Source organism: Streptomyces sp. NPDC003038, from assembly GCF_040611115.1.
Lineage (GTDB): Bacteria > Actinomycetota > Actinomycetes > Streptomycetales > Streptomycetaceae > Streptomyces.
Window position 1 is genome coordinate 25,252 of sequence record NZ_JBEXNN010000014.1, and the last position, 21,313, is coordinate 46,564.

Sequence of the window (21,313 nt, forward strand, 5' to 3'; positions counted from 1 at the left end):
GCAGAGTGAGCGACCTGCTGCTAGTGAGGCACGGCGAGACGGCGTGGAGCGCGGACGGGCGGCACACCGGCCGCACCGATGTGCCGCTGACCGCGCGGGGCGTCGAGGAGGCCCTCGCACTGGCCCCCTTCTTCCGGGACCGGCACCCGGCCCTGGTGCTGACCAGCCCGCTGCGCCGGGCCGTCGCCACGGCCGCGTGCGCCGGGCTGACCGGCGGCGTCGCGGACCCGGACCTGTACGAGTGGGATTACGGCGGCTACGAGGGCGTCACCACGGCGGAGATCCGGAGGACCCGGCCGCACTGGTCGCTGTGGACCGACGGCGTCCCGCCGGGCGATGCCGCGCATCCCGGCGAGAGCGCCGCCGAGGTGGGCGCCCGCGCGGACCGGGTCCTGGCCCGGGTGGCCCCGGTGCTCCGCGCGGACGGGGGGAACGCGGTGCTGGTCGCCCACGGCCATCTCCTGCGGGTCCTGACCGCCCGCTACCTCGGCCTGCCGCCCCAGGACGGCCGGCTGTTCCTCCTGCTCACCGGCACGGTGAGCGTGCTCTCCACGGAGCACGGGCTGCCGGTGATCGCGGGCTGGAACACCCGCCCCTGACCGCCGCCGCCTCCTCCTCCTCCTCGGCCCTTGACCCTCGACTGGACCCGCGGCCTGCGGCCCTATCCGCCGATGTCGCGGCTGCGGAAGTCCTCCAAGGTCTCGCGCCGGACGAGCAGCCTGGCCGTGCCCTCGTGGACCGCGACGACCGGGGGCCTGCCGACGAGGTTGTAGCCGGAGGCCATGGACAGTTGGTACGCGCCCGCCACCGGCACCGCGAGCAGATCGCCGGGCCGGATGTCGGCCGGCAGCGGGACGTCGGCCGCGAGGACGTCACCCGCCTCGCAGTGGCGTCCGACGACCGTGGCGGTACGGGGACCGGCCGCCGAGTGACGCCCGATGAGGCGGGGCGCGTACCGCACTCCGTACAGGGCAGGGCGAGGGTTGTCGCTCATGCCGCCGTCGACGGCCACGAAGACGCGGTCCCCCGTGTGCTTGACGGTCAGCACCCGGTACAGCGCCACCCCCGCCGGACCCACGAGCGCGCGGCCTGGTTCGACGGCCAGACGGGGGACGGCGATCCCGGCGGCGGCGCAGCTTTCGACGAGTTCCGTACGGAGCCTGCGGGCCAGGGCCGTCAGGTCGAGTGCCGGCTCGCCGGGCCGGTAGGCGATGCCGTGGCCGCCGCCCATGTCCAGTTCGGGCAGGGTGACTCCGTGGCTGTCGCGGACGCGGGCCATCAGGCCCACCATGCGGCGCACCGCGGTGACGTACGGCTTGACCTCGGCGATCTGGGAGCCGATGTGGCAGTGCAGGCCGGTGAGTTCGAGCTGCGGCTGCCCCAGCACGCGGGTGATGGCGTGCTGCGCCGAACCGTCCGTGACGCACAGCCCGAACTTCTGGTCGTCCGTACCCGTACGGATCTTCTCGTGGCCGCCCGCCGAGATGCCGGGGACGACCCGCACCATCACCTTCTGGTGGCCCCGCGGACCGACGGCAGAGGCCAGCCGCGCGATCTCCGACGGGCTGTCGATCACGATCCGGCCGACGCCGAGCCGCAGCGCCGCCGCGATGTCCCGGGGCGACTTCGCGTTGCCGTGCAGCACGATGCGCTCGGGCGGGAAGCCCGCGGTGACGGCGAGTTCGAGCTCGCCTGCCGAGCACACGTCGAGCCCGAGCCCCTCCTCGTCGATCCAGCGCACCACCGCCCGGGACAGGAACGCCTTGGCGGCGTACAGCACATCGGCGCCGGGGAAGGCGTCCCGGTACGTACGGCAGCGTTCGCGGACCTCGCCCTCGTCCAGGACGTACGCGGGCGTGTCGAACCGGTCGGCGATCTCCGTCAGGGACACCCCGCCGACCGCGATCCCGCCCTGCGGTAGGCGGGTCGTGGAGGCGGGCCAGACGGACAGGTCCTCCGCGCCGGTGGGGAGCTCGCGGAGCTCGGCCACGGTCATGGAAGCCTCCCCCTCAGACGGCACGTACGGAGAACTCGGCCGCCGGCGCCGGCACCGGGGTGACGGCGGGGGCCGAGAAGGTCGGATCGATCGTGAGGAGGCGGACGCCGAGCGGCGCGGCCATCGCGCGGAGCGCGGACTCCGAGAGCCGGATCCAGGACTGCTGGGCTCCGAGCATCGCGGACAGCGGGTCCCTGCCGGTGAATCCGACGGCGGTGCGTTCCCCCAGAGGCGTGCGGAACATCCGGAGCACCACCTCCGCTCCCGCGGGCCGGACCGGTACGTACAGCGGCCGGGCCGGGAACCGTTCCTCGGGCTGGGGATCGTCGGCGTACCGGAACAGACACATGGGGCGCTCCTCAAGGCCAACCACGGTCGGCCTGCGGTCGGTTGGCGGGCGGTTGCGATCGGTTGACGACACGGAAACCTTCCCCGCCCACGTACCTCCGCGGCCGCTCCTTGACGCGGCCTTGACGTCCGTAGGGCCGGTTCATACGGATCGCTGACGGCGAACCGGCGCGGCCGGCCTCCTCGCCACCCGGGGCTGCCGCGCGCCACGGCCCGCCGGGGCGTTCGCTTCGGTCGCCCGGCACGACGGCATGACCCCCGGTGACCGGTCACCGGTGCCGGCCGCCTGCGCGTACGCAATGCCGCGCGTGGTCCGGCAGGTCAACCCGCCGATCATGCCCCGGGATCCTAGGCTCGGAGGGTGACCGAGAACGAGATCAAGCTCAAGGCCATCGCCGCCCTCACGGCCCTGCGCGGAGGCGAGGAGGAGAGTTTCGTCTCCGACCTGCTGGGCGAGGTGATTCCGTCGCAGTTCGTCGTACCGGCGTTCGCCGGCCCCGAAGAGGTCGGTCTGTCGGTGCTGAGCCAGCTCGCCGAGCCGTTGAGCGCTCTGCTCACCGGATTCATCCTCGCCTTCGAGGCGGTCTCCGACGCCTACGACGAGGCCGAGGTGGAACCGTCGACCGAGGAAATCCTTCAGGAGCTGGCCCTCGGGCTGGCGCGCGACGACACCCAGTGAAGACGGCGGGACGGCGAGCCGGCGCCCTCGCCGGCCGCTGCGTCATGCCAGGCGCAGGGCCACCCGGATGGTCTTTCCGCCACGTGCGCCCGGCGTGATGGTGACGCTCTCGGTCAGCCGGCAAATCAAGGGCCATCCGAACCCGCCGGCGCCCGAGCGCGGATCTCGCGACGGCTCCGTGCGGGGGAGTTCGCGGCTGGGGTCGGTGACCGATATCCGCAGCAGGTGCCGATCGACCTCCGCGGCGAAGTGGAGCACTCCGCCTCCGTGCCTGACGGCATTCGTGACCAGTTCCGAAGTGATCAGCAACGCGTCCGTCAGGACGTCGGCCGACGCGGCGGACCCCGATGCGACCAGAGCCTTCACAAGGGCACGGGCCCTGGCCGGTGACAGTGCGCCGGCGCGCTCCGCCCGGTGGGCGGCTGTCCGGTGAACCGCTGTCCGGCGCATGGTCATGGGGCGCATCCCTGGTCCCGGCTTTCCTGGCTCATAACGCGCTCCTGCCCCGTCAGGGGAGCGGGACACGCCCGAATCCGCTCGGGTGCCGAGCGATTCCGGCGGGGAAGCGGTCATCAGCTACGAACCCGGGCGCGACATCACGTACTCCTCCGCCGCCCGCAGCGCCTGGTGCGCGGTACGCCGCCCCATGAGGACGCACAACGTGTACGCCGCGTCGTCCAGCGCGCGCCGGGCCGCCGTGTCTGCCGGAGCGGCCTGGACACGGGCCAGACAGGCACGGAAACGATCCAGCACCTCGGCCGCCCGGCCGAGCTCGGGCAACAGCCCGCACGAGGGACCTGCCGCCGGAGCCCGCGCGGCCTCCACCGCCAGCCGCAGCGCACGCTCGACCCGCCTCGGCAGCGGCCCGCCCCGGGCCTGCTCCGACAAGGCCGAGGCGACCTCACGTGGTGTGACCCCGGCCGTCCTCGCCGCCGACTCCAGGATCTCCGCGGCTGCCGGAGCGGTGCACGGAGTGAGCGCCATGAGCATCCCGAGGGCCCACTGCGTCGGCTCGTCCACGACAGCCCGCACGGGGCCGCGCCGGGCAGCCCGGGGCGCCCCCGAAGCATCGGGTGCCGATCGCTCGGGAGCAGCAGGAGGCGTCACGGTGCCATCCCTTCGTCCATGGGTCATGGGGCGTGTCCGTGCTGGCAAGCAGTATGTGAGGTATGCCCGCGAAGGGCGGCGCGGCACACCCACGCAGGGTGACGAGGCGGGGAGCGAGCGCCCCTTCCGGCGGACCGTCCGCGTCCGGGGCAGGAGGCCGACGCTCCTGTCCGCCGGTCTCCTGAAGCCGCGGAAGCCGCGTCAGGAGGCCCTGGCCACGAGCTCGTGGTACTGAACCTCGGCCAGGACCGTGGCCTGTACGTGGACCTGGACACCGTCGAGCAGGTCCCCGAGGGTGCCGTGGGCCGAGGAGTGCGCCCTTCGCCGCTCGGCGTCCGTGCCCTCGGGGCACCAGGAGATCAGCACGACCAGGTTCCTGCGGGCTCCGTCGGCCGTGGCGAAGGCCAGGTCGTACACGACGAACCGGGGTTCGGCGGCCGGGAGCGACTTCAGGAGCTCCTCGTGCGTCAGGTTCCCCGTGAAGTCCAGGACGACGGCGTCCAAGTCGTCGCTGAGCCGGAAGACCACGGTGTTGACCGCCCGCTTGCTCTTCAGGTCCTGGAATGCGCTGAGACAGCTGTCTTCCACGGTGATGTCACTGCTCACGGCGAGTCCTTAGGGTCATTCGGGCGGCAACCGGTCGAGCGGCTCAACGAACCGCCCCCGGGGAGGTTCCGCGGCGCGCCCGTGGCCCCGGCGTGCGGCCGCCACCGGGCGCTTAGCGCCCCCGGGCCCGGGTAGCCGTTCGATGAAGGGGTTGCTTCCAGTGGCGGGAGACGGCCATGGCCCAGCGCGTCCAGGAAACATCAGGACCGCGAAGGCCGACACCTGACGCTCCTCACTCGGGGGAGGCGGTTTCCATGATGAATGTGTCCGTGCCCCTCGCGCCCGCGCCGACGGGCCACCTGATGGTCCCCGCCGACCAGGTGACCGGCCTGCTGCGGCGCCTCGCGGCCGACTGGCTGCGCACGACGGACGAGACGGACCTCGATCCCGAGACCGTGCTCGCCCTGGCCGGTGTGCTGAACGTGCTCGCCGACCAGCTCGACGTCGATTGCATCGCGTTCATGCCGATCCAGACGGAGGAGGTCGTCTGACACCGGGGCGCGCGGTCGCGCGGTGGCGCGGTCCCGGTTCACGTGCGGACGGCGGTGACCAGCCAGGCGCTGCTGCGCAGCAGTACGCCGCCGTCCGTCTCGTGGGGGCGCATCACGTCGACGAGGGTCCGCCGGGCCAGCGCCCCCACGCGCGAGTCCACCTGGGCGAGCAGATGGCGGCCGGGGCCGGAGTCCAGCAGGAACGCGGCGGCGTCCTCGGCGTCGCGGCCCCAGTTCCCGAAGGCTTCGACACGTACCGCCTGGGCCCCCTCGAAGCCGGCGGCGGACAGGATCCCGTACGTGTCGTCGGGGACCGCGAGGGAGAACATGCCCGGCGTTCCCGGCTTGCCGAAGTCCCCCACGGGGAGGATGTCGCGCAGGGCGGCGATGGCCTGGAGCCATTCGTTGCCCTCGGCCTCCGCCGTGCAGATGAAGGCCAGGCGGCCGCCGGGTCGCAGGGCCCGACCGATGTTGGCGAAGGCGGCCACGGGGTCGGCGAAGAACATCACGCCGAAGCGGCTGACGGCCGTATCGAAGGTGCCCGGCTCCAAGGGGTGGACCTGGGCGTCGCCCTCGACGAAGGACACGTTGTCCAGCCCCTCGCGCTCGGCGCTCGCCCGGGCCCGTTCCAGCATGGGGGCCGAGAGGTCCAGACCCACGGCCTGGCCGCCCGCGCCGGCCTGGCGGGCGGCGAGGCGCGTCGTACGGCCGGCCCCGCAGCCGATGTCCAGGACGCGGCTGCGGCCCGCGATCGCGGCCGCGCCGAGGAGGAGCTGGTTGAAGCCGTCGTTGACGGCGTCCCAACGGTCCTGGTGCCGTGCCCAGTGGGCGCCTTCGCTTCCGTTCCAAGCCTGAGCCTGATCGGTGTTGGCGATGCGGTCCATGCGAAACCTCCGAGACCTGCGGGGCGACGCAGTGCGTCCCCCTAGAATGGGCGAATGCCCAAAGAGTATGGGCGTCCGCCCATACTTGCCATCGGATTCCGGAAAGAGGCCCTATGACACCGCGTGGAGTGGCGATCCCCGACCTGCGCGAGCGGCTGTTCGCCGCAGCGGAGCGCGTGGTCGCCCGGGACGGCGCAGCGGCCCTGACCAGCCGGGCGGTCACGGCGGAGGCGGACTGCGCCAAGGGGGTCCTGCACACGCACTTCACCGGGCTGGACGAATTCGTCGCGGAGCTGGTCCTCGACCGGTTCGCGCGCAGCGCCCGCAAGGCCGAGGAGCTGGCCGCGCGGGTGGGGCAGGACAGCGTGGCCGGGAACCTCGTGGAGGTCGCGCTCGCCCTGCTGGGCTCCCTGGACCCGGCGGTGGTCGGCCTCGCCCTGACCCGCCCGGGTGCCTCGCTGCACACCCGCGAGGCGTTGCGGGCCGGCGCGCCGGGCTTCGCCGCGATGCAGGAGTCGGTCACCGCCTATCTGGAGGCGGAACGGAAACTCGGCCGGGTGCCCGAGGGCGCCGATGCGGCCATGACCGCGCTCGCGCTGGTGGGTACGGTCCACCACCTGCTGATGACCCGCGTCCCCGGCGCCCGGACGGACCCGCGCGAGACGACCGAGCGCCTGGTCGCGCTCCTGCTGGGGACGCCACACCCGCCGCGGTGATCTCCCCGCCTTCACCGTGACCCGGCCGGGCCGGCCGCTGCGCGCGGACACCCCGAAGCCGTGACGGCTCCGGGGTGCCCGCCCCGGCCCGAAGGCCGGCGCGCGAGGTCAGCTCTTGCCGAGGAGCGCGTTCATGCGGGCGATCTCGGCGCTCTGAGAGGTGACGATGGCGCCGGCCATCTCCTTCGCGGGCCCGTACGAGCCGCCGGACTGCTCGGCCTTGGCCATGGCGACGGCGCCTTCGTGATGCTTGACCATCATCTCCAGGAACGCGGTGTCGAAGGCCTTGCCGGAAGCCTTCTCCAGCCGTTCCATCTCCTCGGCCGTCATCATCCCCTCCATGGCGTGCCCGCCGTGGCCTTCGCCCTCGGCGGGCACCTGCTCACCCCAGGAGGTGAGCCAGCCGGAGAGCGTCTTGATCTCCGGGTCCTGAGCCTTCTTGATCTCGTCGGCCAGCTTCTTGACCTCGGCCGATTCGGCGCGGGTCGGGGCCAGGTCCGCCATCTCGACGGCCTGGCGGTGGTGGGGGATCATCCCCTGGGCGAAAGCGGTGTCGGCGGCGTTGTGCTCACCCTGCCGGGCCGATGCGGTGGCGGTGGGCGAGGCGCCGGAGTCGTGACCGTTGTGGCCCGCGCCTCCGTCGTTTCCGCCGCAGGCGGCGAGGACGAGGCCGGCGGCGGCGGCCGCGGCCACTGCGGTGGCGCGGCGGATCAGGGAACGCTTGCTGGACATGGTGCTGCTCCTGGCTGTACTGAGTACGCCCGACAAGGGCGCATGCGGAAAGAGGACCGGGCCGGCGGGCAGGCCGGGGCCGTCCTATATGCGCAGGAGTTGCAGTTCGCTCAGGGAAGGGGGCGGGCGTCCGTACGCCGCAGCGTCCGACGTGGTCCCGTGGGCGACGGTTGCCGCCGCCGCCGGCCCCGCCTTGACGAGGCCCGGCGCGGGCAGAACGGGCGCGCCGCCGACACCGGCCGCAGCGCAGGTCGCGTCGGCGTGCTGGGAATGCCCGCCGCCGTCCTCCGGGGAATCGCCGGCCGGGAGAAACTCCTCATGGCCGGCTGCCACTGCCATAGCAGCGGGCGTGTGAGCGGGCGTGTGGCCGGTCGCCCGGCCGCTGGTGTGCGCGGCCGCCGGGACCGCCTGCGGCCCCAGGCCGTGCATGGCGACGAGACCGGCCAGCACCGCCAGGACGAGCAGCAGGCGGGCGCGCAGCCCGAAGGGCTTCCTCGCTCGTCTCGCCCGGCCGCTCATACCCCGCATCGTAAGCAGTCCTCACCAGGCCGGCGCGGCCGGTCCGCCACTCGTGCACGGACGGCCCGTCGTCCCGCCGGTCCGTTGGCACGCCCTTGGCCCAGGAACAGCCCACCGGGCTGTACCAATGGCCCAGTGTTTCGGACACGACTTGAGCCATTGCCCCTATGGATGCTTATCTGTGGTCTATCCATGCATAATCGGCGCCGCGCAGCGCCGGACGGCAACGAAGCCGGATCCGGACCGCGGTGCCTTCGTCGTGCCTGCGCGCGCCCACCATCCCCGGGCCGCCCGCGGCCGTCGGTGAGCAAGACAAGGGGGCGGCCGACCGCCGTGAAGAGGATGTTCGTGGCTCCGGATCCGGGGCGCATCAGGCTGAGGACCTCGTCCCGCGCCGTCATCGGCGTCGGCCTCGCCGTCGCCGTGGCGGAACTCGCCGGGTTTTCCCTGACCGCCTCGATCACCGGGGGACTGGCGGCGCTGCTCGCCCTCTTCACCGTCACCGACACCACCGTGCGCCGCCAGGCGGTCTCCACCGCTCTGCTGCCGGCCGTCGGATTTCCCGTACTCGCCCTCGCCACCACCCTCCACGGCGTGACCCTCGCCCGCGACACGGTCTTCCTCCTCGTCGTCTTCTGCGGGGTCTACGCCCGCCGCTGGGGGCCGCGCGGCCACGCGCTCGGGATCTTCGCGTTCATGAACTTCTTCATCACGCAATTCCTGCACGCCGTCCCCGCTCAGCTGCCGGAGCTGTACGCGGCCGTCGCCCTGGCCCTGGTCGCCTCCGGCGCCGTGCGCTTCCTGCTGTGGCCCATCGAGCGGCGCACCCCGCCGGCCGCCGCGCCCGCGCCGCTGACCGGCCGCGGCCTGGCCCGGCCCACCACCCGCCAGGCCTTCCAGGCCACCGCCGCGTGCGCCTTCGCCCTCGCCATCGGCCAGGTGCTCTCCGAGGACCGCTGGTACTGGGCCGTCGGCACCGCCTGGTGGATCTTCGTCAACACGGTGTCGCGCGGCGAGACCCTCGTACGCGGCTTCCGCCGCGTGCTGGGCACGGTGGTCGGCATCGTCGTCGGCGTGCTGATCGCCATCCCGCTGCACGGGGCGCCCGCCCCGACCGCCGCCCTGGTCGCCGTCTGCGTCTTCGGCATCTTCTACACGGCCGCGGTCTCCTACAGCTGGATGGTGCTGGCCGTGACACTGATGGCAGGGCTGCTCTACGGCCTGCTGGGCGTGCTCGACCCCGGCCTGCTCCTGCTCCGCCTGGAGGAGACGGCCATCGGCGCGGTGGGCGCCTCACTCGCCGTGCTCCTCGTGCTGCCGGTCACCACGCACTCCACGAACGACGCCTGGATCCAGCGCGCGCTGCACTGCGTACGGGCCTCCACCTCGGTCTCCCTCCGCCGCCTGGCCGGCGACCCGGAGGCCGACCCCGCCCCGCACGCCGCCGAACTGGAGCTGCTGCTGGGACGGGTACGGCTCTCCCTCGCGCCGCTCGTCCATCCGCTGAGCCCGTTCCGGGGCCGCAAAGCGCGTGCCCGGCGCGTACTGGCGCTCCTCGACGCATGCGCCCGTGAGGTGCGCGGACTCGTCTCGGTGGCGGCGGACCCGGACGCGAGCCATGACGCCCGCCTCGCGGCGGCCTGCTGGCGCGTCGAGGCGGCCGTGGAAGCCCTGACCTCCCCGGGCGCCGACCTGCCGGGGGAGGGGGCGGCGCCGACCGTCTCCCGTACGGCGCCGGCCCACGACGAGCCCGCGCTCACTCATGTGAAGGGACTGGAGCGCCTCCTGGCCGAACTGGTCGAGCCGCTGCGGACGCCGCCGACCGAGCCCCTGGCACGTGCCTGAGCAAGAGCCCCTCAGGAGCTGGCGCCAGGCCCGTGCCTGAGCAGCAGCCCCTCAGGAGCCTGCGCCAGGCCCGCGGGCAGCCGGCCGGCGGTGTGCACCACGCCGAGGGCCTGGGTGGCCCGGGTCAGCGCCACGTAGAGGTCGCTCGGCTGGAGGTCGGCGGGCTCCACCACGATCACCGTGTCGAACTCCAGCCCCTTGGCCTGACGCGGATCGAGGAGGACCAGCTCCCGGGTCAGATCCGGCTCCTCGCCCGCCCGTACTCCCGGCAGCGCGGCGGCCAGCGGCACGTGCAGCGCACGCGGCGCGATCACCGCGAGCCGGCCCTCGGCCGGGAGCGCCTCCGCCACGGCCTCCGCGACCGCCCGCGCCGGATCCCCGGTGGCCCGGGCCCACGGCCGCACCCCGGTGGACCGCACCGAACTCGGCGGTTCGAAGGCGGCATCGCGGGCGCGCAGCACACAGGCCGCCACCTCCATGATCTCCGCGGGCGTGCGGTAGTTGACCCCCAGCCGGACCAGCTCCCAGCGGTCGTCCACGTACGGCTCGAGGATCCGCTCCCAGGATCCGCAGCCCGCCTCCTCGGCGGTCTGCGCCGGATCGCCGACCAGCGTCATGGACCGGGTCGGGCAGCGCCGCATCAGCAGCCGCCACGCCATCTCCGACAGTTCCTGCGCCTCGTCCACGATGACGTGCCCGAAGGCCCACGTGCGGTCGGCGGCGGCCCGCTCGGCCGTGCTGCGGTGGTCGGCCTCCTCGTGGCGCTCGGCCATCCGCTCGGCGTCGATGATGTCGTGCGCCGCGAGGAACTCCTTCTCCTCGTCCTCGAACTCGTACGACTGCGAGCCCTCCGACAGGTCCAGCACGCCCTGCGCGTACGCGACGCGCTGCAGGCGTTCCCGCTCCGCCGCCACCCGCCGGGCACTGTCGTCCTCCCCGAGCAGCTCGGCCGCCTCGTCCAGCAGCGGTACGTCGGCCGGGGTCCAGCGCAGCCTCGCCGTAGCCTCCCGGCGGATCAGCTCGGCCTCGTGCGGGGGCAGGTACGCGGGCTCCGCGAGGAACTCGGCCACCAGCCGCTCGGGGGTGAGGGTGGGCCAGAGCGTGTCGATCGCGCAGTGCACGGCGGAGCTCATCGCGATCTCCTTGCCGAGCTGGGCGACGTCGTCCGCGCCGAGCAGGTTCGGGCCGCCGTACGGATCGGCGCCCAGCCGGTCGGCGAGCTGCTCGGTGAGCGCGTCGATGATGCGGAAGGCGAAGGTGGCGCGCGCCTGGTTGTGCGGCAGCCCCGTGGCCCGGGCCCGGTCGCGTGCCTCGTGCGCCATGGTCCGGTCCAGCAGCAGGGTTCCGTAGTCGTCGTGGTCGATCTCCAGGGCCGGTTCGGGGACCGTGTCGTACTCCTCGCCGCTGGCGGCCGGCACGGTTTCGGGGAGGCGCTGGCGGTCGGCGACGACCCGGGCCAGGACGTCCGCCATCACGGCCCGGCCCTTGACCGCGGCGGCCCCGGGACGGTCGGCGGCGGTGGCGTGGACGCCGGGGAAGAGCTCGCCCGGGGTGGCGAGCAGGACGCCCGTCTCGCCGAGCGAGGGGAGTACCTCGCCGATGTAGCCGAGGAAGGCCGGGCCCGGCCCCACGATCAGCACTCCGCGCTTGGCGAGCAGTTCCCGGTGCGCGTACAGGAGGTAGGCGGCGCGGTGGAGCGCGACCGCGGTCTTGCCGGTGCCGGGACCGCCCTCGACGACCAGCACCCCCCGGTGCGGCGAGCGGATCACCCGGTCCTGCTCGGCCTGGATGGTGCGCACGATGTCGTGCATGCGGCCGGTGCGGCCGGCGTCGAGTGCGGCGAGCAGCACCGCGTCCGCGTCGGCCCCCTCGTGACCCGTGCGCTCGGCGTCGGTCAGATCGAGGATCTCGTCGTGGAGAGCGGTGACCACCCGCTCCCGGCTGGTGATGTGCCGCCTGCGGCGCAGGCCCATGGGGGTGTGGCCGGTGGCGAGGTAGAACGGGCGGGCCACCTCGGCGCGCCAGTCCAGCACCATCGGGGTGCGCTCGGCGTCGTCGGCGCGGATTCCGATCCGGCCGATGTGGTGGTCGCGGCCGTCGGAGAACTCCAGCCGGCCGAAGCAGAGGCCGTTCTCGCCCGTATTCAGCGCGGATAGCAGACCGGACTGTTCGGCGACCAGGACATCGCGTTCCAGGCGGGCCTGATACCCGCTGCCGGTGTCGCGCAATGCCCCCTGGACAGAGCGTTCGGCCTGGTCACGCAGGTGGTCGAGGCGGCGATAGAGGCCGGTGACGAACTGCTGCTCTTTCCGGAATTCCTCGGTTGACAATTGCACTCCTGCCGCGTTACAGTGTGGACGTACAGTTCTTTACGTGTCTTCTTTGGTGAAGATATGAAACGTCAAATATACGCACTCTCGTCCCTCGGTAGCAATTGGCGCAGCCAATTCGGCCGGGGGATTTTTTGCGTACGGTGGGTGCCATGACCACCGCACAAGGCGCCCCGTCCGGCTCGCCCCACGGCATCTCCTACCGGCTCGCCCGGCCGCAGGACGCGGGGGCCATCGAGGCCCTGGACGGCTCCTTCACCACCGACTCCGTCTTCGAGGTGGTCGCCACCGACGCCGGCTTCACGCTCCACGAGGTCCCCGTCGACCCGCCGGTCCACAAGATGTTCCCGCCCGAGGAGCACGACGAACAGGTACTCGGCGGCTCCGCGGGAACGGGCCTGCAGGCGGACGCGCGAACCTACGTCGCCCTCGACGGCGGGCGGCTGTGCGGCTTCGCCGCGGTCGGCTACTCCGCCTGGAACCGGCGGCTGACGATCGAGGACATCGAGGTCTCTCCCGGCGACCGGGGCCGGGGCATCGGCCGCGCGTTGATGGAGTGTGCGGCCGCCTTCGCCCGTGAACGGGGCGCCGAACACCTCTGGTTGGAGGTCAGCTCCGTCAATGCCCCCGCCGTGCACGCCTACCGGCGTCTGGGATTCACCCTCTGCGGTCTCGACACCACGCTGTACGACGGCACGCCCTCCGCCGGCGAGCAGGCGCTCTTCATGAGCCGGCCCTGTCGCTGAACGCGGTGGAGCGGCCCGTCTGCTCCGGCTCGGCTTTCGGAGGCCGGCGAATCATACGTGCCACCCGTTCCCTTCCGCTGCCCGACCCGTGGGGATCACTCGGGTGAGTGTTCAGGGCGCTCCCGCCGCACTACGCTGACCTGCGGCATGCACAAGAGGTGTTTGTCCATCGCACATTCATCCGGCATGGGCGGGGTGGATCTGGCCGCACAAGGGGTAATCGCCCGGAATGAAAATACCGCGACGGCGCTCCACCACCGCCCAGGTGTGGGAAGCGGCCGAGGAGTTCATCCGGCTCTTCCACCGGGAGAATCCGGACGCCGGTGATCCGAGGGCCCGGCTCCTCGCCGTACGGGCCGAGATCGCCGAGTCCGGCACCTACCGGCACACGCCCGAGGAACTGGTCCACGGTGCCCGTGTGGCCTGGCGCAACAGCAACCGCTGTATAGGCAGGCTCTACTGGAACTCGCTGCGGGTCCGCGACCGCCGCGAGCTCACCGACGCCGACCAGATCGCCTCCGAGTGCTTCGAGCACCTGCGCGAGGCGACCAACGGCGGCCGGGTCCGGCCGATGATCACGGTCTTCGCCCCCGACGCGCCGGACCGTCCCGGCCCCCTGATCTGGAGTGAGCAGCTCGTGCGGTACGCCGGCTACGGCGACCACCACTCCATCATCGTCGGCGACGCCCGCAACGCCCCGCTCACCGAGGCCCTGCTCCGGCTCGGCTGGTCCGGCGGCCCCGGCACCCCCTTCGACCTCCTTCCCCTGGTGGTCCAGGGCGTCGACGACAAGCCCCGCTGGTTCGACACCCCCGGGGACGCCGTGCTGGAGGTGCCGATCGAGCATCCCGACGGCGACCGCGACGGCGACGGCTGGGCGGACTGGGGGCTGCGCTGGCACGCCGTACCCGCCATCTCGAACATGTGCCTCGAGATCGGCGGCGTGCACTACCCGGCCGCCCCCTTCAACGGGTGGTACATGGGCACCGAGATAGGCGCCCGCAACCTCGCCGACACCGACCGCTACAACATGCTGCCCGCCGTCGCCCGCCGCCTCGGCCTCGACACGTCCACCGAGCGCTCGCTCTGGAAGGACCGCGCGCTGGTCGAGCTCAACCGGGCGGTCCTGCACTCCTTCGACCGGGCCGGGGTCACCATCGCCGACCATCACACGGAGTCCCGGCGCTTCCTGACCCACATGGAACGGGAGGAGCGCAAGGGGCGTGAGGTGGGCGCCGAATGGGCCTGGATCGTGCCGCCGATCTCCGGCTCCGCGACCCCGGTCTTCCACCGCACGTACGAGGACCGACAGAGCCACCCGGCCTACGTACATCACCCCGGCGCGCTGGAAAGGGCGCAGGGGCGGGACTTGGTCTAGACCTTCTGTTAGCGTCGCCCCCCAACGATTCCGAACGGCGGAGAGGGCACCCGGTGGGCGACGTGGACACGACGGACCAGGACGGCGGACGGCGGGCCTACATCGGCTCCTTCACCTCGGGGGGCGGCCGCGGGATCCTCACGGCGGCGGTGGACCCGGCCACCGGGGCGCTGACCCCGCTCGCGGTCACAGACGCCCCCGAGAACCCCTCCTGCCTCACCCTCGACCCGGTCTCGGGTGTGCTCTACGCGGTGAGCGAGACCGAGCAGGGCGCGGTGGCCGCCTTCCGCCCGACCGCCGAGGGGCTCACCGCCCTCGGCCCGGCCGTCGGCGTCGGAGGCTCCGGACCCACCCATCTCAGCGTGGCCGGCCGCCGGTTGCTCACCGCCCAGTACACCTCCGGCAGTGTCAGCAGCCTCCCGCTCGCCGCCGACGGCAGCCTGGGCGGGCCGCCCCGCGTGCTCGCGCACCAGGGCTCCGGACCCGATCCGGACCGGCAGGACCGGCCGCACGCCCACCAGGTGCTGCCCGACCCGTCCGGCCGCTGGGTGCTCAGCGTGGACCTCGGCACCGACTCGGTACGGGTCTGCTCGCTCGACCAGGCCACGGGGGCGCTGCGGATGCACGCCGAGACCGTGCTGCGCGCCGGGACCGGTCCCCGCCACCTCGCCTTCCATCCGGACGGTGACGTGGTGTACGTACTCCACGAGCTGGAGCCGCAGCTGACCGTCTGCCGCTGGAATCCGGCGTCGGGGCAGCTGGAACCGGTCGGTGAGGTTCCGGTCGCCTCCGCGGGCTCTCCAGGGGCCGCACGGGACTATCCGTCGGAGGTGGTCGTCTCACGGGACGGGCGCTTCGTCTGGGCGGCGATCCGGGGCGCCGACGCCATCGCCACCCTCTCGCTCTCCGGCAGGACCGAGAAGCCGCAGCTCACGGACACCGTGGACGCTGGCGGCAGCTGGCCTCGGGATCTCGTGGCCGACCCTTCGGGACGCCGGCTGTACGTGGCCAACGAGTGGTCCGGGAACGTCACGTGGTTCGACGTCGACCAGCGGACGGGGCAGCTGCGCCGGGCCGGCCGGCTGGAGGTCCCCGCGGCCGCCTGCGTGGTCTTCGCCTGACCCGGTCGGGCCCACCGCCCGCACGGCACGGACGAGGGCCCGCCCCCGCGATCCCGGGAGCGGGCCCTCGTCCGTGCGACGGTACGGGTCAGTTCGCCGCGGCGCCCTGGGTGATCCCGAGGGCCGCGGAGTACTGCGCGACGGCGAGCTTGCCGAGCGCGGGGTAGGCGCCGAGTACCTCGGCGGCGGCGCAGTCCGCCTCCTTGCAGGCGGTGTCCAGCAGCCCCTCGGCGGCCTCCGGGCCGATCAGGTACGGGGCGAGCGCCAGCTGGGCGGAGCCCTCGCGGCGCAGTTGGTCGGCGACCGAGGCCACCGAGCCCTCCTGATCCAGCGCGGCCGCCTTGACGGGCACGGCGAGCCGGGCGGCCAGCAGCATGCCGGTGATCCCGGCGGCCTGTACGGCCTCCTCGCCACCGGTGGTGGCCAGGACGATGCCGTCGGCGGCGGTCGTCACCGTGAAGAGCCGGGCGCGGTCGGCGCGGGCCAGCCCGGCCTCGGACAGCCGCACGTGCAGGCCTTCGGCGAGCAGCGGGTGCGGGCCGAGTACGTCGGCCAGTTCGGCGGCGGCCGAGGAGTCCATCAGCGCCTGGCGCACGCGACGCAGCAGATCGCCGTCCGGGCCGGCCAGCAGCGGCACGACGACGGCGTCCGGCCCGGTCGGCGCGGGCACCTCGTGGCCGGCGGCGCGGGCGAACTCCGCGCGCGCGGTGCGCTCGGTCGCGATGGCGGTCAGCACGCCCGACAGGGACGGGAACTCGGAGGCGTCGTCACCGTCGAGGAAGCCGATCCGGCCGTCCAGGCCGGGCAGTTCGGAGCGGCCGATGCTGATGATCTCTTCCGCGAGCTGCCGCGAGGCGGCGGAGGGGACACCGGGCACGGCGAGCACCAGCGCGGGCGCGCCCTCGGGCGCCACCGCGGGCTCGGGCCGGCGGTGCCGTCCGGTCTGGCGGGGTCGCGGCATTCGTACGGGCAGGCCATTTGCGGGCCCAGTGGGGGAGCTCATGGCGCCGCATGCTACTGGTTTATCGGAACCGGGTGTTCGGGCAGGGCCTTCTCGGGCGGCATCTGTCCGTATTTATCCGGTGAATTTCATACAGGCTCAACTGACGGAGGGCAACTGCCAGTCCACGGGCTGTGCACCCTGGTCCTTCAGGAGTTCGTTCGTCCTGCTGAAGGGCCTGGAGCCGAAGAATCCGTAGTCGGCGGATTTGGGGGAGGGGTGGGAGGACTCCACCACCGGCAGTTCGCCGAGCAGGGGGCGCAGATTGCGGGCCGCCCGGCCCCAGAGGATGGAGACCAGCGGCTTGCCGCGTGCCGCCAGGGCCCGGATCGCCTGGTCGGTGACGAGCTCCCAGCCCTTGCCCTGGTGCGCGTTCGACCGGCGCGGGGCGGTGGTGAGGGAGCGGTTGAGCAGCAGCACGCCCTGCCGGGTCCAGGGGGTGAGGTCGCCGTTCGCGGGCCGGCCGGTACCGAGATCGCGGTGCAGTTCCAGGAAGATGTTGTCGAGGCTGGGCGGCACGGGCCGCACCTCGGGGGCCACCGAGAAGGACAGCCCGACGGCGTGCCCCGGGGTGGGATAGGGGTCCTGGCCGACGATGAGGACCTTGACCTCGTCGAAGGGCTGCTGGAAGGCGCGCAGCACGTTGGCCCCGGCCGGGACGTACGTTCTCCCGGCCGCGACCTCGGCGCGCAGGAAGTCACCCATGGCGGCGATCTGCCCCGCCACCGGCTCCAGAGCCCGGGCCCAGCCCGGCTCGACGATCTCGTTCAACGGTCGTGCTGCCACGGTGGATCACTCTACTGGCCGATCCACCGGGCCTTCTACCGGCTCAGCACCGCCGCCCGCACGCACAGCACGTCCGGCAAGTGCTCGGCCAGCAGGTGCCAGCTGTTCCCGTCGTCGTGGCTGGCGTACAACTCGCCGTTGCGGTTGCCGAAGTAGATCCCCGCCGGATCCGCGTCGTCCGTGCACAGCGCGTCCCGCAGCACCGTGCCGTAGTGGTCGTCGGCCGGCAGTCCCCGCGTCAGCGGTTCCCAACTGGCGCCCGCGTCCTGCGTGCGGAAGACACGGCACCGGTGCTCGGCCGGGACCCGGTCGGAGTCGGCGTTGAGCGGGAAGACGTACGCGGTGTCCGGCCGGTGGGGGTGGGCTGCCACGGCGAAGCCGAAGTCCGAGGGGAGCCCGCCGCCGATGTCCGTCCACCGGGCCCCCGCGTCGTCGCTGCGGTAGACACCCCAGTGGTTCTGCAGATACAGCCGGTCCGGATCTCCGGCGTCCCGGGCGATCTTGTGCACGCACTGGCCGAATTCGGGATGGGGGTCCGGCAGGAAGACCGCCGAGACCCCCTCGTTGGAGGGTGCCCAGCTCGCCCCGCCGTCCTTGGTCCGGAACACCCCGGCGGTGGAGACCGCCACCGTGACCACCTCCGGGTCGGCGGAGTCCGTCAGGACCGTGTGCAGCGCCTCGCCACCGCCGCCCGGCATCCAGCTCTTACGGCTCGGGTGCTCCCACAGGGGGCGGACCAGCTCGAAGGACTCGCCGCGGTCCGCCGAGCGGAACAACGCGGCCGGCTCCGTCCCCGCATAGACCACGTCCGGGGCCTCGGGCCCGGCCGGCTGCAGCTGCCAGACACGCTCCAGAGAGGCGCCGGTGTCCTGGGGGAACTTCACGGCGGCCGCGGCGGGTTGGTGCCAGGTCGCCCCCAGGTCGTCGGAGCTGAAGACGGAAGGTCCCCAGTGCGAGCTGTCCCCGCCGACCAGCAGCCGCGGCGCCGGGCCCCGCCGGTCGATCGCGACCGCGTAGACGGCCTGGGCGTTGAACCGGGGCTCGCCGAACTCCCACTGGCCGCCGCCTTGTCGGCGGCCGATGAAGAGTCCTTTGCGGGTTCCCACGAGCAGCAGTACGTCGGCCATGGCCGGCACCTCCGGACTTCGTCGTCCTTGCAGGGCGTTCCTTGCGGGCGTCTTTCCGGCCAGTGTGCACCCACCCACTGACAGGGGCCCGGCGGGCGCCGCGAGGCTCTAAGTAGGTGATCGATACCGATCATTCACGCTATGGAAATGGTTGTTGCTTGCATGAGGGTGTCCGAAATGGATTGACTTCAGGTTTCTGCTGCCGCATGCGAGAGGACCTACGTGGCCACCGAGCACCTGTCCCCGCTCGACCTCGCCTTCTGGCGGATCGAATCCGCCGCCCACCCCATGCACCTCGGCGCCCTCGCGGTCTTCACCGCCGCCGGCCCCGGCGCCGCCGAGCACGCCGCCGAACTGCTCACCGCCCGCTGCGCCGCCGTCCCGGGCTTGCGCCGCCGCATCCACGACGTGCTGCTGCCCTTCGGCGCGGCCGCCTGGTCGCCCGACCCCGATTTCGACCCGGCGCGGCACGTGTTCCTCGTACGGACGACGACGGCGACGGCGACCGGCGCGCCCGGTCGGGAGGGGCCGCAGCCTGCGGCGGCGGATCTGCCGGCCGCCGCGGGCCCGCTGATGGCCCGGCCGCTGGACCGCCGCCTTCCGCCGTGGGAGGCGCACGTACTGGCCGGGCCGGACCCCGACTCCTTCGCGGTGCTGTTCAAGTTCCACCACGCCCTCGCCGACGGTCTGGGCGCGCTCGCCCTGGCCGCCTCCCTCTTCGACGAGGGGCCACCCCTGCGTGCTCCCGCGCGACCGCTGCCCGAACAGCGGGCCGGATCCGCGCTGAGCCGCCTGCCCGGAGCCTTGGCCTCCCGGGTGCAGGACGTCGGCCAGGCCCTGGAGATCGGCGCGGCCGTGGCGCGCGCCGGGCTGCCGCTCGGGGTCCCCGAAGCGCTCACCGCCGACCCGGCCGGCGTGGCGGGTACCCGGACGGTCGCGGGCCTCGCGCTCGACCTGGACGAGGTCAACCTGATCCGCAAGACCACCGGCGGCACGGTGAACGACGTGCTGATCACCCTGGTCGCCGGCGCGCTGCGGCGCTGGCTGGCCGGGCGCGGTGCCCCCGCGCCCCGGGAGCCCGGCCCGCGCGCGCTGATCCCGGTGTCCCGCCGCCGCGGCCCCGGGGGCGGCGGCGCCGGGAACCGGCTCTCCGGGTACCTGCTCCGGCTCCCGCTCTGCGAACCCGACGCGCTGCGCCGCCTGTACCGCGTCCGGATCGCGATGGACCGCAACAAGGACGCCGGGCCCGCGCGCGGCGCCGGTGCCGTCGCGCTGCTCGCCGACCACGTCCACCCGCTCGGCCACCGGCTCGGCGGCCCGCTCGTGGCGCAGGCCGCCCGGCTGCTCTACGACATCCTGATCACCAGCGTCCCGCTGCCCGGCCTGACCTTCTCCCTCGGCGGCAGCCGCGTCCGGGAGGTCTACCCGCTCGCGCCGCTCGCCCGCGGCCAGTCCCTCGCCGTCGCGGTCTCCACCTACAAGGGCACGGTCCACTACGGACTGGTCGCCGACGCGGCCGCCGTTCCGGACGTGGACGCCCTGGCCGGGGCCTTGCGCGCGGAACTGGACATGCTTGTACGAGAGGTCTCGTAGTACGAGGGTTTTCGTAGTACGGTGAGTCTCGTACTTAGCCGCCGACCCCCGGCGCGCACGGTGACCTCTGGAGAGCCCTGATGAGTGCTGCCCCCGCTACCTTCACCGCCCTGTTCACCCCCTGGACCATGCGGTCGGTCACCATCCCGAACCGCGTGTGGATGGCCCCGATGTGCCAGTACAGCGCCGAGGCCTTCGGCCCGAACGCGGGCGTCGCCCACGACTGGCACTTCGCCCACTACGCGGCCCGCGCCGTCGGCGGCACCGGCCTGATCATCCAGGAGGCCACCGCCGTCTCCCCGGAGGGCCGGATCTCCCCCTACGACCTCGGCATCTGGAACGACACCCAGGTCGAGGCGCTGCGCCGGATCACCTCCTTCCTCAAGGCCCAGGGGACGGTGCCCGGCATCCAGATCGCCCATGCCGGCCGAAAGGCGTCCACCGACCGGACCTGGAAGGGCGGCGGTCCGGTCGGACCCGAGGCCCATGGCTGGCAGCCGAGCGCCCCGAGCGCCGTGCCGTTCGCCGAGGGCCACCCGGTGCCGCACGAGCTGACGCACGAGGAGATTCACGAGATCGTCGGCCAGTTCGCGGCCGCGGCCGGGCGCGCACTCACCGCGGGGTACGAGATCGTCGAGATCCACGGCGCCCACGGGTACCTGATCGGCGAGTTCCTCTCTCCGCACAGCAACAAGCGCACCGACGCGTACGGCGGCTCCTTCGAGAACCGGACCCGCTTCGCCCTCGACGTCGTGGACGCCGTACGGGCGGTGTGGCCCGAGGAGCTGCCGCTGTTCTTCCGGATCTCCGCCACCGACTGGCTGGAACGGGACGGCTGGAGCACCGACGAGACGGTCGAACTGGCCCGGCTGCTCCAGGAGCACGGGGTGGACCTCCTGGACGTCTCCACCGGCGGCCTCGCCCCCGGGGTGACCATCCCGGTCGGCCCCGGCTACCAGGTGCCGTTCGCGGCCCGCGTCAAGGCCGAGACCACGCTGCCCGTGGCCGCCGTCGGCCTGATCACCGAGCCGGCCCAGGCCGAGAAGGTCCTGGCCAACGGCGAGGCCGACGCGGTGCTGCTGGGCCGCGAGCTGCTGCGTGACCCGTACTGGGCCCGCCGCGCGGCCGCCGAACTCGGCGCGGAGCTCCGTACGCCCGACCAGTACCACCGGTCCTGGTGAAGCGGATGCGGCTCGGGCGCCCCCTGCCCGGGCCGCACCCCGCCGCTCCTACGACGACTCTCGTACGATGGGTCCCGAACGAGCCGAACGACAGGCAAAACGACAGGCAAAACGACAGCCAAGCCGGA

22 protein-coding genes are annotated in these 21,313 nt (G+C 73.1%); 10 read left to right on the forward strand and 12 right to left on the reverse strand.

Annotated elements, in window-relative coordinates:
* Positions 1-5 precede the first annotated feature (5 nt).
* Positions 6-599 carry a histidine phosphatase family protein gene (locus tag ABZX75_RS19010; protein WP_355411868.1) on the forward strand — a complete coding sequence of 198 codons (594 nt, stop codon included), beginning with the start codon at positions 6-8 and terminating at the stop codon, positions 597-599.
* Positions 600-661: 62 nt separating this feature from the next.
* Here the strand turns inward: ABZX75_RS19010 and lysA are convergent, their stop codons facing one another.
* Entirely contained in the window at positions 662-1,996 is a 1,335-nt protein-coding gene (lysA, locus tag ABZX75_RS19015) for a diaminopimelate decarboxylase (protein ID WP_355411870.1), read from the reverse strand.
* A 13-nt stretch (positions 1,997-2,009) separates the two neighbouring features.
* On the reverse strand, positions 2,010-2,345 hold the full coding sequence (locus tag ABZX75_RS19020; protein ID WP_355411872.1) for an SAV_915 family protein: 336 nt from the start codon (positions 2,343-2,345) through the stop codon (positions 2,010-2,012).
* Positions 2,346-2,705: 360 nt separating this feature from the next.
* Between ABZX75_RS19020 and ABZX75_RS19025 the strand changes: the two genes are divergently transcribed.
* Complete coding sequence (locus ABZX75_RS19025; protein WP_355411874.1) at positions 2,706-3,023, forward strand: hypothetical protein; 318 nt, start codon at positions 2,706-2,708, stop codon at positions 3,021-3,023.
* 42 nt (positions 3,024-3,065) lie between these two features.
* Here the strand turns inward: ABZX75_RS19025 and ABZX75_RS19030 are convergent, their stop codons facing one another.
* The 3 genes from ABZX75_RS19030 to ABZX75_RS19040 form a co-directional block, all read right to left on the reverse strand.
* The gene (locus ABZX75_RS19030) at positions 3,066-3,416 is read right to left on the reverse strand and encodes an ATP-binding protein (RefSeq protein WP_355412141.1); all 351 of its coding nucleotides are present in this window, start codon (positions 3,414-3,416) and stop codon (positions 3,066-3,068) included.
* Between the two features lie 183 nt (positions 3,417-3,599).
* Positions 3,600-4,055 carry a DUF5133 domain-containing protein gene (locus tag ABZX75_RS19035; protein WP_355411876.1) on the reverse strand — a complete coding sequence of 152 codons (456 nt, stop codon included), beginning with the start codon at positions 4,053-4,055 and terminating at the stop codon, positions 3,600-3,602.
* A gap of 276 nt (positions 4,056-4,331) precedes the next feature.
* Positions 4,332-4,736, reverse strand: a complete 405-nt coding sequence (locus ABZX75_RS19040) for an actin depolymerization factor/cofilin-like domain-containing protein (RefSeq protein ID WP_355411878.1) — start codon at positions 4,734-4,736, stop codon at positions 4,332-4,334.
* A 254-nt stretch (positions 4,737-4,990) separates the two neighbouring features.
* Between ABZX75_RS19040 and ABZX75_RS19045 the strand changes: the two genes are divergently transcribed.
* Entirely contained in the window at positions 4,991-5,227 is a 237-nt protein-coding gene (locus ABZX75_RS19045; protein ID WP_355411880.1) for a DUF6213 family protein, read from the forward strand.
* A 38-nt stretch (positions 5,228-5,265) separates the two neighbouring features.
* Here the strand turns inward: ABZX75_RS19045 and ABZX75_RS19050 are convergent, their stop codons facing one another.
* Positions 5,266-6,111 carry a class I SAM-dependent methyltransferase gene (locus ABZX75_RS19050; RefSeq protein ID WP_355411882.1) on the reverse strand — a complete coding sequence of 282 codons (846 nt, stop codon included), beginning with the start codon at positions 6,109-6,111 and terminating at the stop codon, positions 5,266-5,268.
* 113 nt (positions 6,112-6,224) lie between these two features.
* On the opposite strand from ABZX75_RS19050, the gene ABZX75_RS19055 reads away from it, so the two are divergent.
* Positions 6,225-6,827: a TetR family transcriptional regulator gene (locus tag ABZX75_RS19055; protein ID WP_355411884.1), complete on the forward strand. Its 603-nt coding sequence runs from the start codon at positions 6,225-6,227 to the stop codon at positions 6,825-6,827.
* Between the two features lie 108 nt (positions 6,828-6,935).
* Here the strand turns inward: ABZX75_RS19055 and ABZX75_RS19060 are convergent, their stop codons facing one another.
* Both ABZX75_RS19060 and ABZX75_RS19065 read right to left on the reverse strand, forming a co-directional pair.
* Positions 6,936-7,559: a DUF305 domain-containing protein gene (locus ABZX75_RS19060; protein ID WP_355411887.1), complete on the reverse strand. Its 624-nt coding sequence runs from the start codon at positions 7,557-7,559 to the stop codon at positions 6,936-6,938.
* 84 nt (positions 7,560-7,643) lie between these two features.
* Positions 7,644-8,078, reverse strand: coding sequence for a DUF6153 family protein (locus ABZX75_RS19065; RefSeq protein WP_355411889.1), 435 nt, complete (start codon positions 8,076-8,078; stop codon positions 7,644-7,646).
* 342 nt (positions 8,079-8,420) lie between these two features.
* On the opposite strand from ABZX75_RS19065, the gene ABZX75_RS19070 reads away from it, so the two are divergent.
* Positions 8,421-9,923: an FUSC family protein gene (locus ABZX75_RS19070; RefSeq protein WP_355412143.1), complete on the forward strand. Its 1,503-nt coding sequence runs from the start codon at positions 8,421-8,423 to the stop codon at positions 9,921-9,923.
* Between the two features lie 11 nt (positions 9,924-9,934).
* On the opposite strand, the gene ABZX75_RS19075 is transcribed toward ABZX75_RS19070, so the two are convergent.
* Positions 9,935-12,253, reverse strand: a complete 2,319-nt coding sequence (locus tag ABZX75_RS19075) for an ATP-binding domain-containing protein (RefSeq protein WP_355411891.1) — start codon at positions 12,251-12,253, stop codon at positions 9,935-9,937.
* Between the two features lie 152 nt (positions 12,254-12,405).
* On the opposite strand from ABZX75_RS19075, the gene ABZX75_RS19080 reads away from it, so the two are divergent.
* The 3 genes from ABZX75_RS19080 (at position 12,406) to ABZX75_RS19090 (ending at position 15,498) form a co-directional block, all read left to right on the forward strand.
* Positions 12,406-12,999 carry a GNAT family N-acetyltransferase gene (locus ABZX75_RS19080; RefSeq protein ID WP_355411893.1) on the forward strand — a complete coding sequence of 198 codons (594 nt, stop codon included), beginning with the start codon at positions 12,406-12,408 and terminating at the stop codon, positions 12,997-12,999.
* A gap of 229 nt (positions 13,000-13,228) precedes the next feature.
* Complete coding sequence (locus ABZX75_RS19085) at positions 13,229-14,377, forward strand: nitric oxide synthase oxygenase (protein ID WP_355411895.1); 1,149 nt, start codon at positions 13,229-13,231, stop codon at positions 14,375-14,377.
* A 62-nt stretch (positions 14,378-14,439) separates the two neighbouring features.
* Positions 14,440-15,498 (forward strand): lactonase family protein, encoded by a 1,059-nt coding sequence (locus ABZX75_RS19090; RefSeq protein WP_355411897.1) that lies wholly within the window; start codon positions 14,440-14,442, stop codon positions 15,496-15,498.
* A gap of 88 nt (positions 15,499-15,586) precedes the next feature.
* Here ABZX75_RS19090 and ABZX75_RS19095 read toward each other — a convergent pair whose 3' ends face one another.
* From ABZX75_RS19095 to ABZX75_RS19105, 3 genes are all read right to left on the reverse strand, one after another.
* Positions 15,587-16,501, reverse strand: a complete 915-nt coding sequence (locus tag ABZX75_RS19095) for a hypothetical protein (RefSeq protein ID WP_355411899.1) — start codon at positions 16,499-16,501, stop codon at positions 15,587-15,589.
* A 96-nt stretch (positions 16,502-16,597) separates the two neighbouring features.
* Positions 16,598-17,284 (reverse strand): uracil-DNA glycosylase, encoded by a 687-nt coding sequence (locus ABZX75_RS19100; RefSeq protein ID WP_355411901.1) that lies wholly within the window; start codon positions 17,282-17,284, stop codon positions 16,598-16,600.
* Positions 17,285-17,319: 35 nt separating this feature from the next.
* Entirely contained in the window at positions 17,320-18,411 is a 1,092-nt protein-coding gene (locus tag ABZX75_RS19105) for an exo-alpha-sialidase (RefSeq protein WP_355411903.1), read from the reverse strand.
* Positions 18,412-18,633: 222 nt separating this feature from the next.
* Between ABZX75_RS19105 and ABZX75_RS19110 the strand changes: the two genes are divergently transcribed.
* Positions 18,634-20,004: a wax ester/triacylglycerol synthase family O-acyltransferase gene (locus ABZX75_RS19110; protein ID WP_355411905.1), complete on the forward strand. Its 1,371-nt coding sequence runs from the start codon at positions 18,634-18,636 to the stop codon at positions 20,002-20,004.
* 80 nt (positions 20,005-20,084) lie between these two features.
* A complete protein-coding gene (locus ABZX75_RS19115) occupies positions 20,085-21,185 on the forward strand; it encodes an NADH:flavin oxidoreductase/NADH oxidase (RefSeq protein WP_355411907.1) in 1,101 nt (366 codons plus the stop codon).
* Positions 21,186-21,313 lie beyond the last annotated feature (128 nt).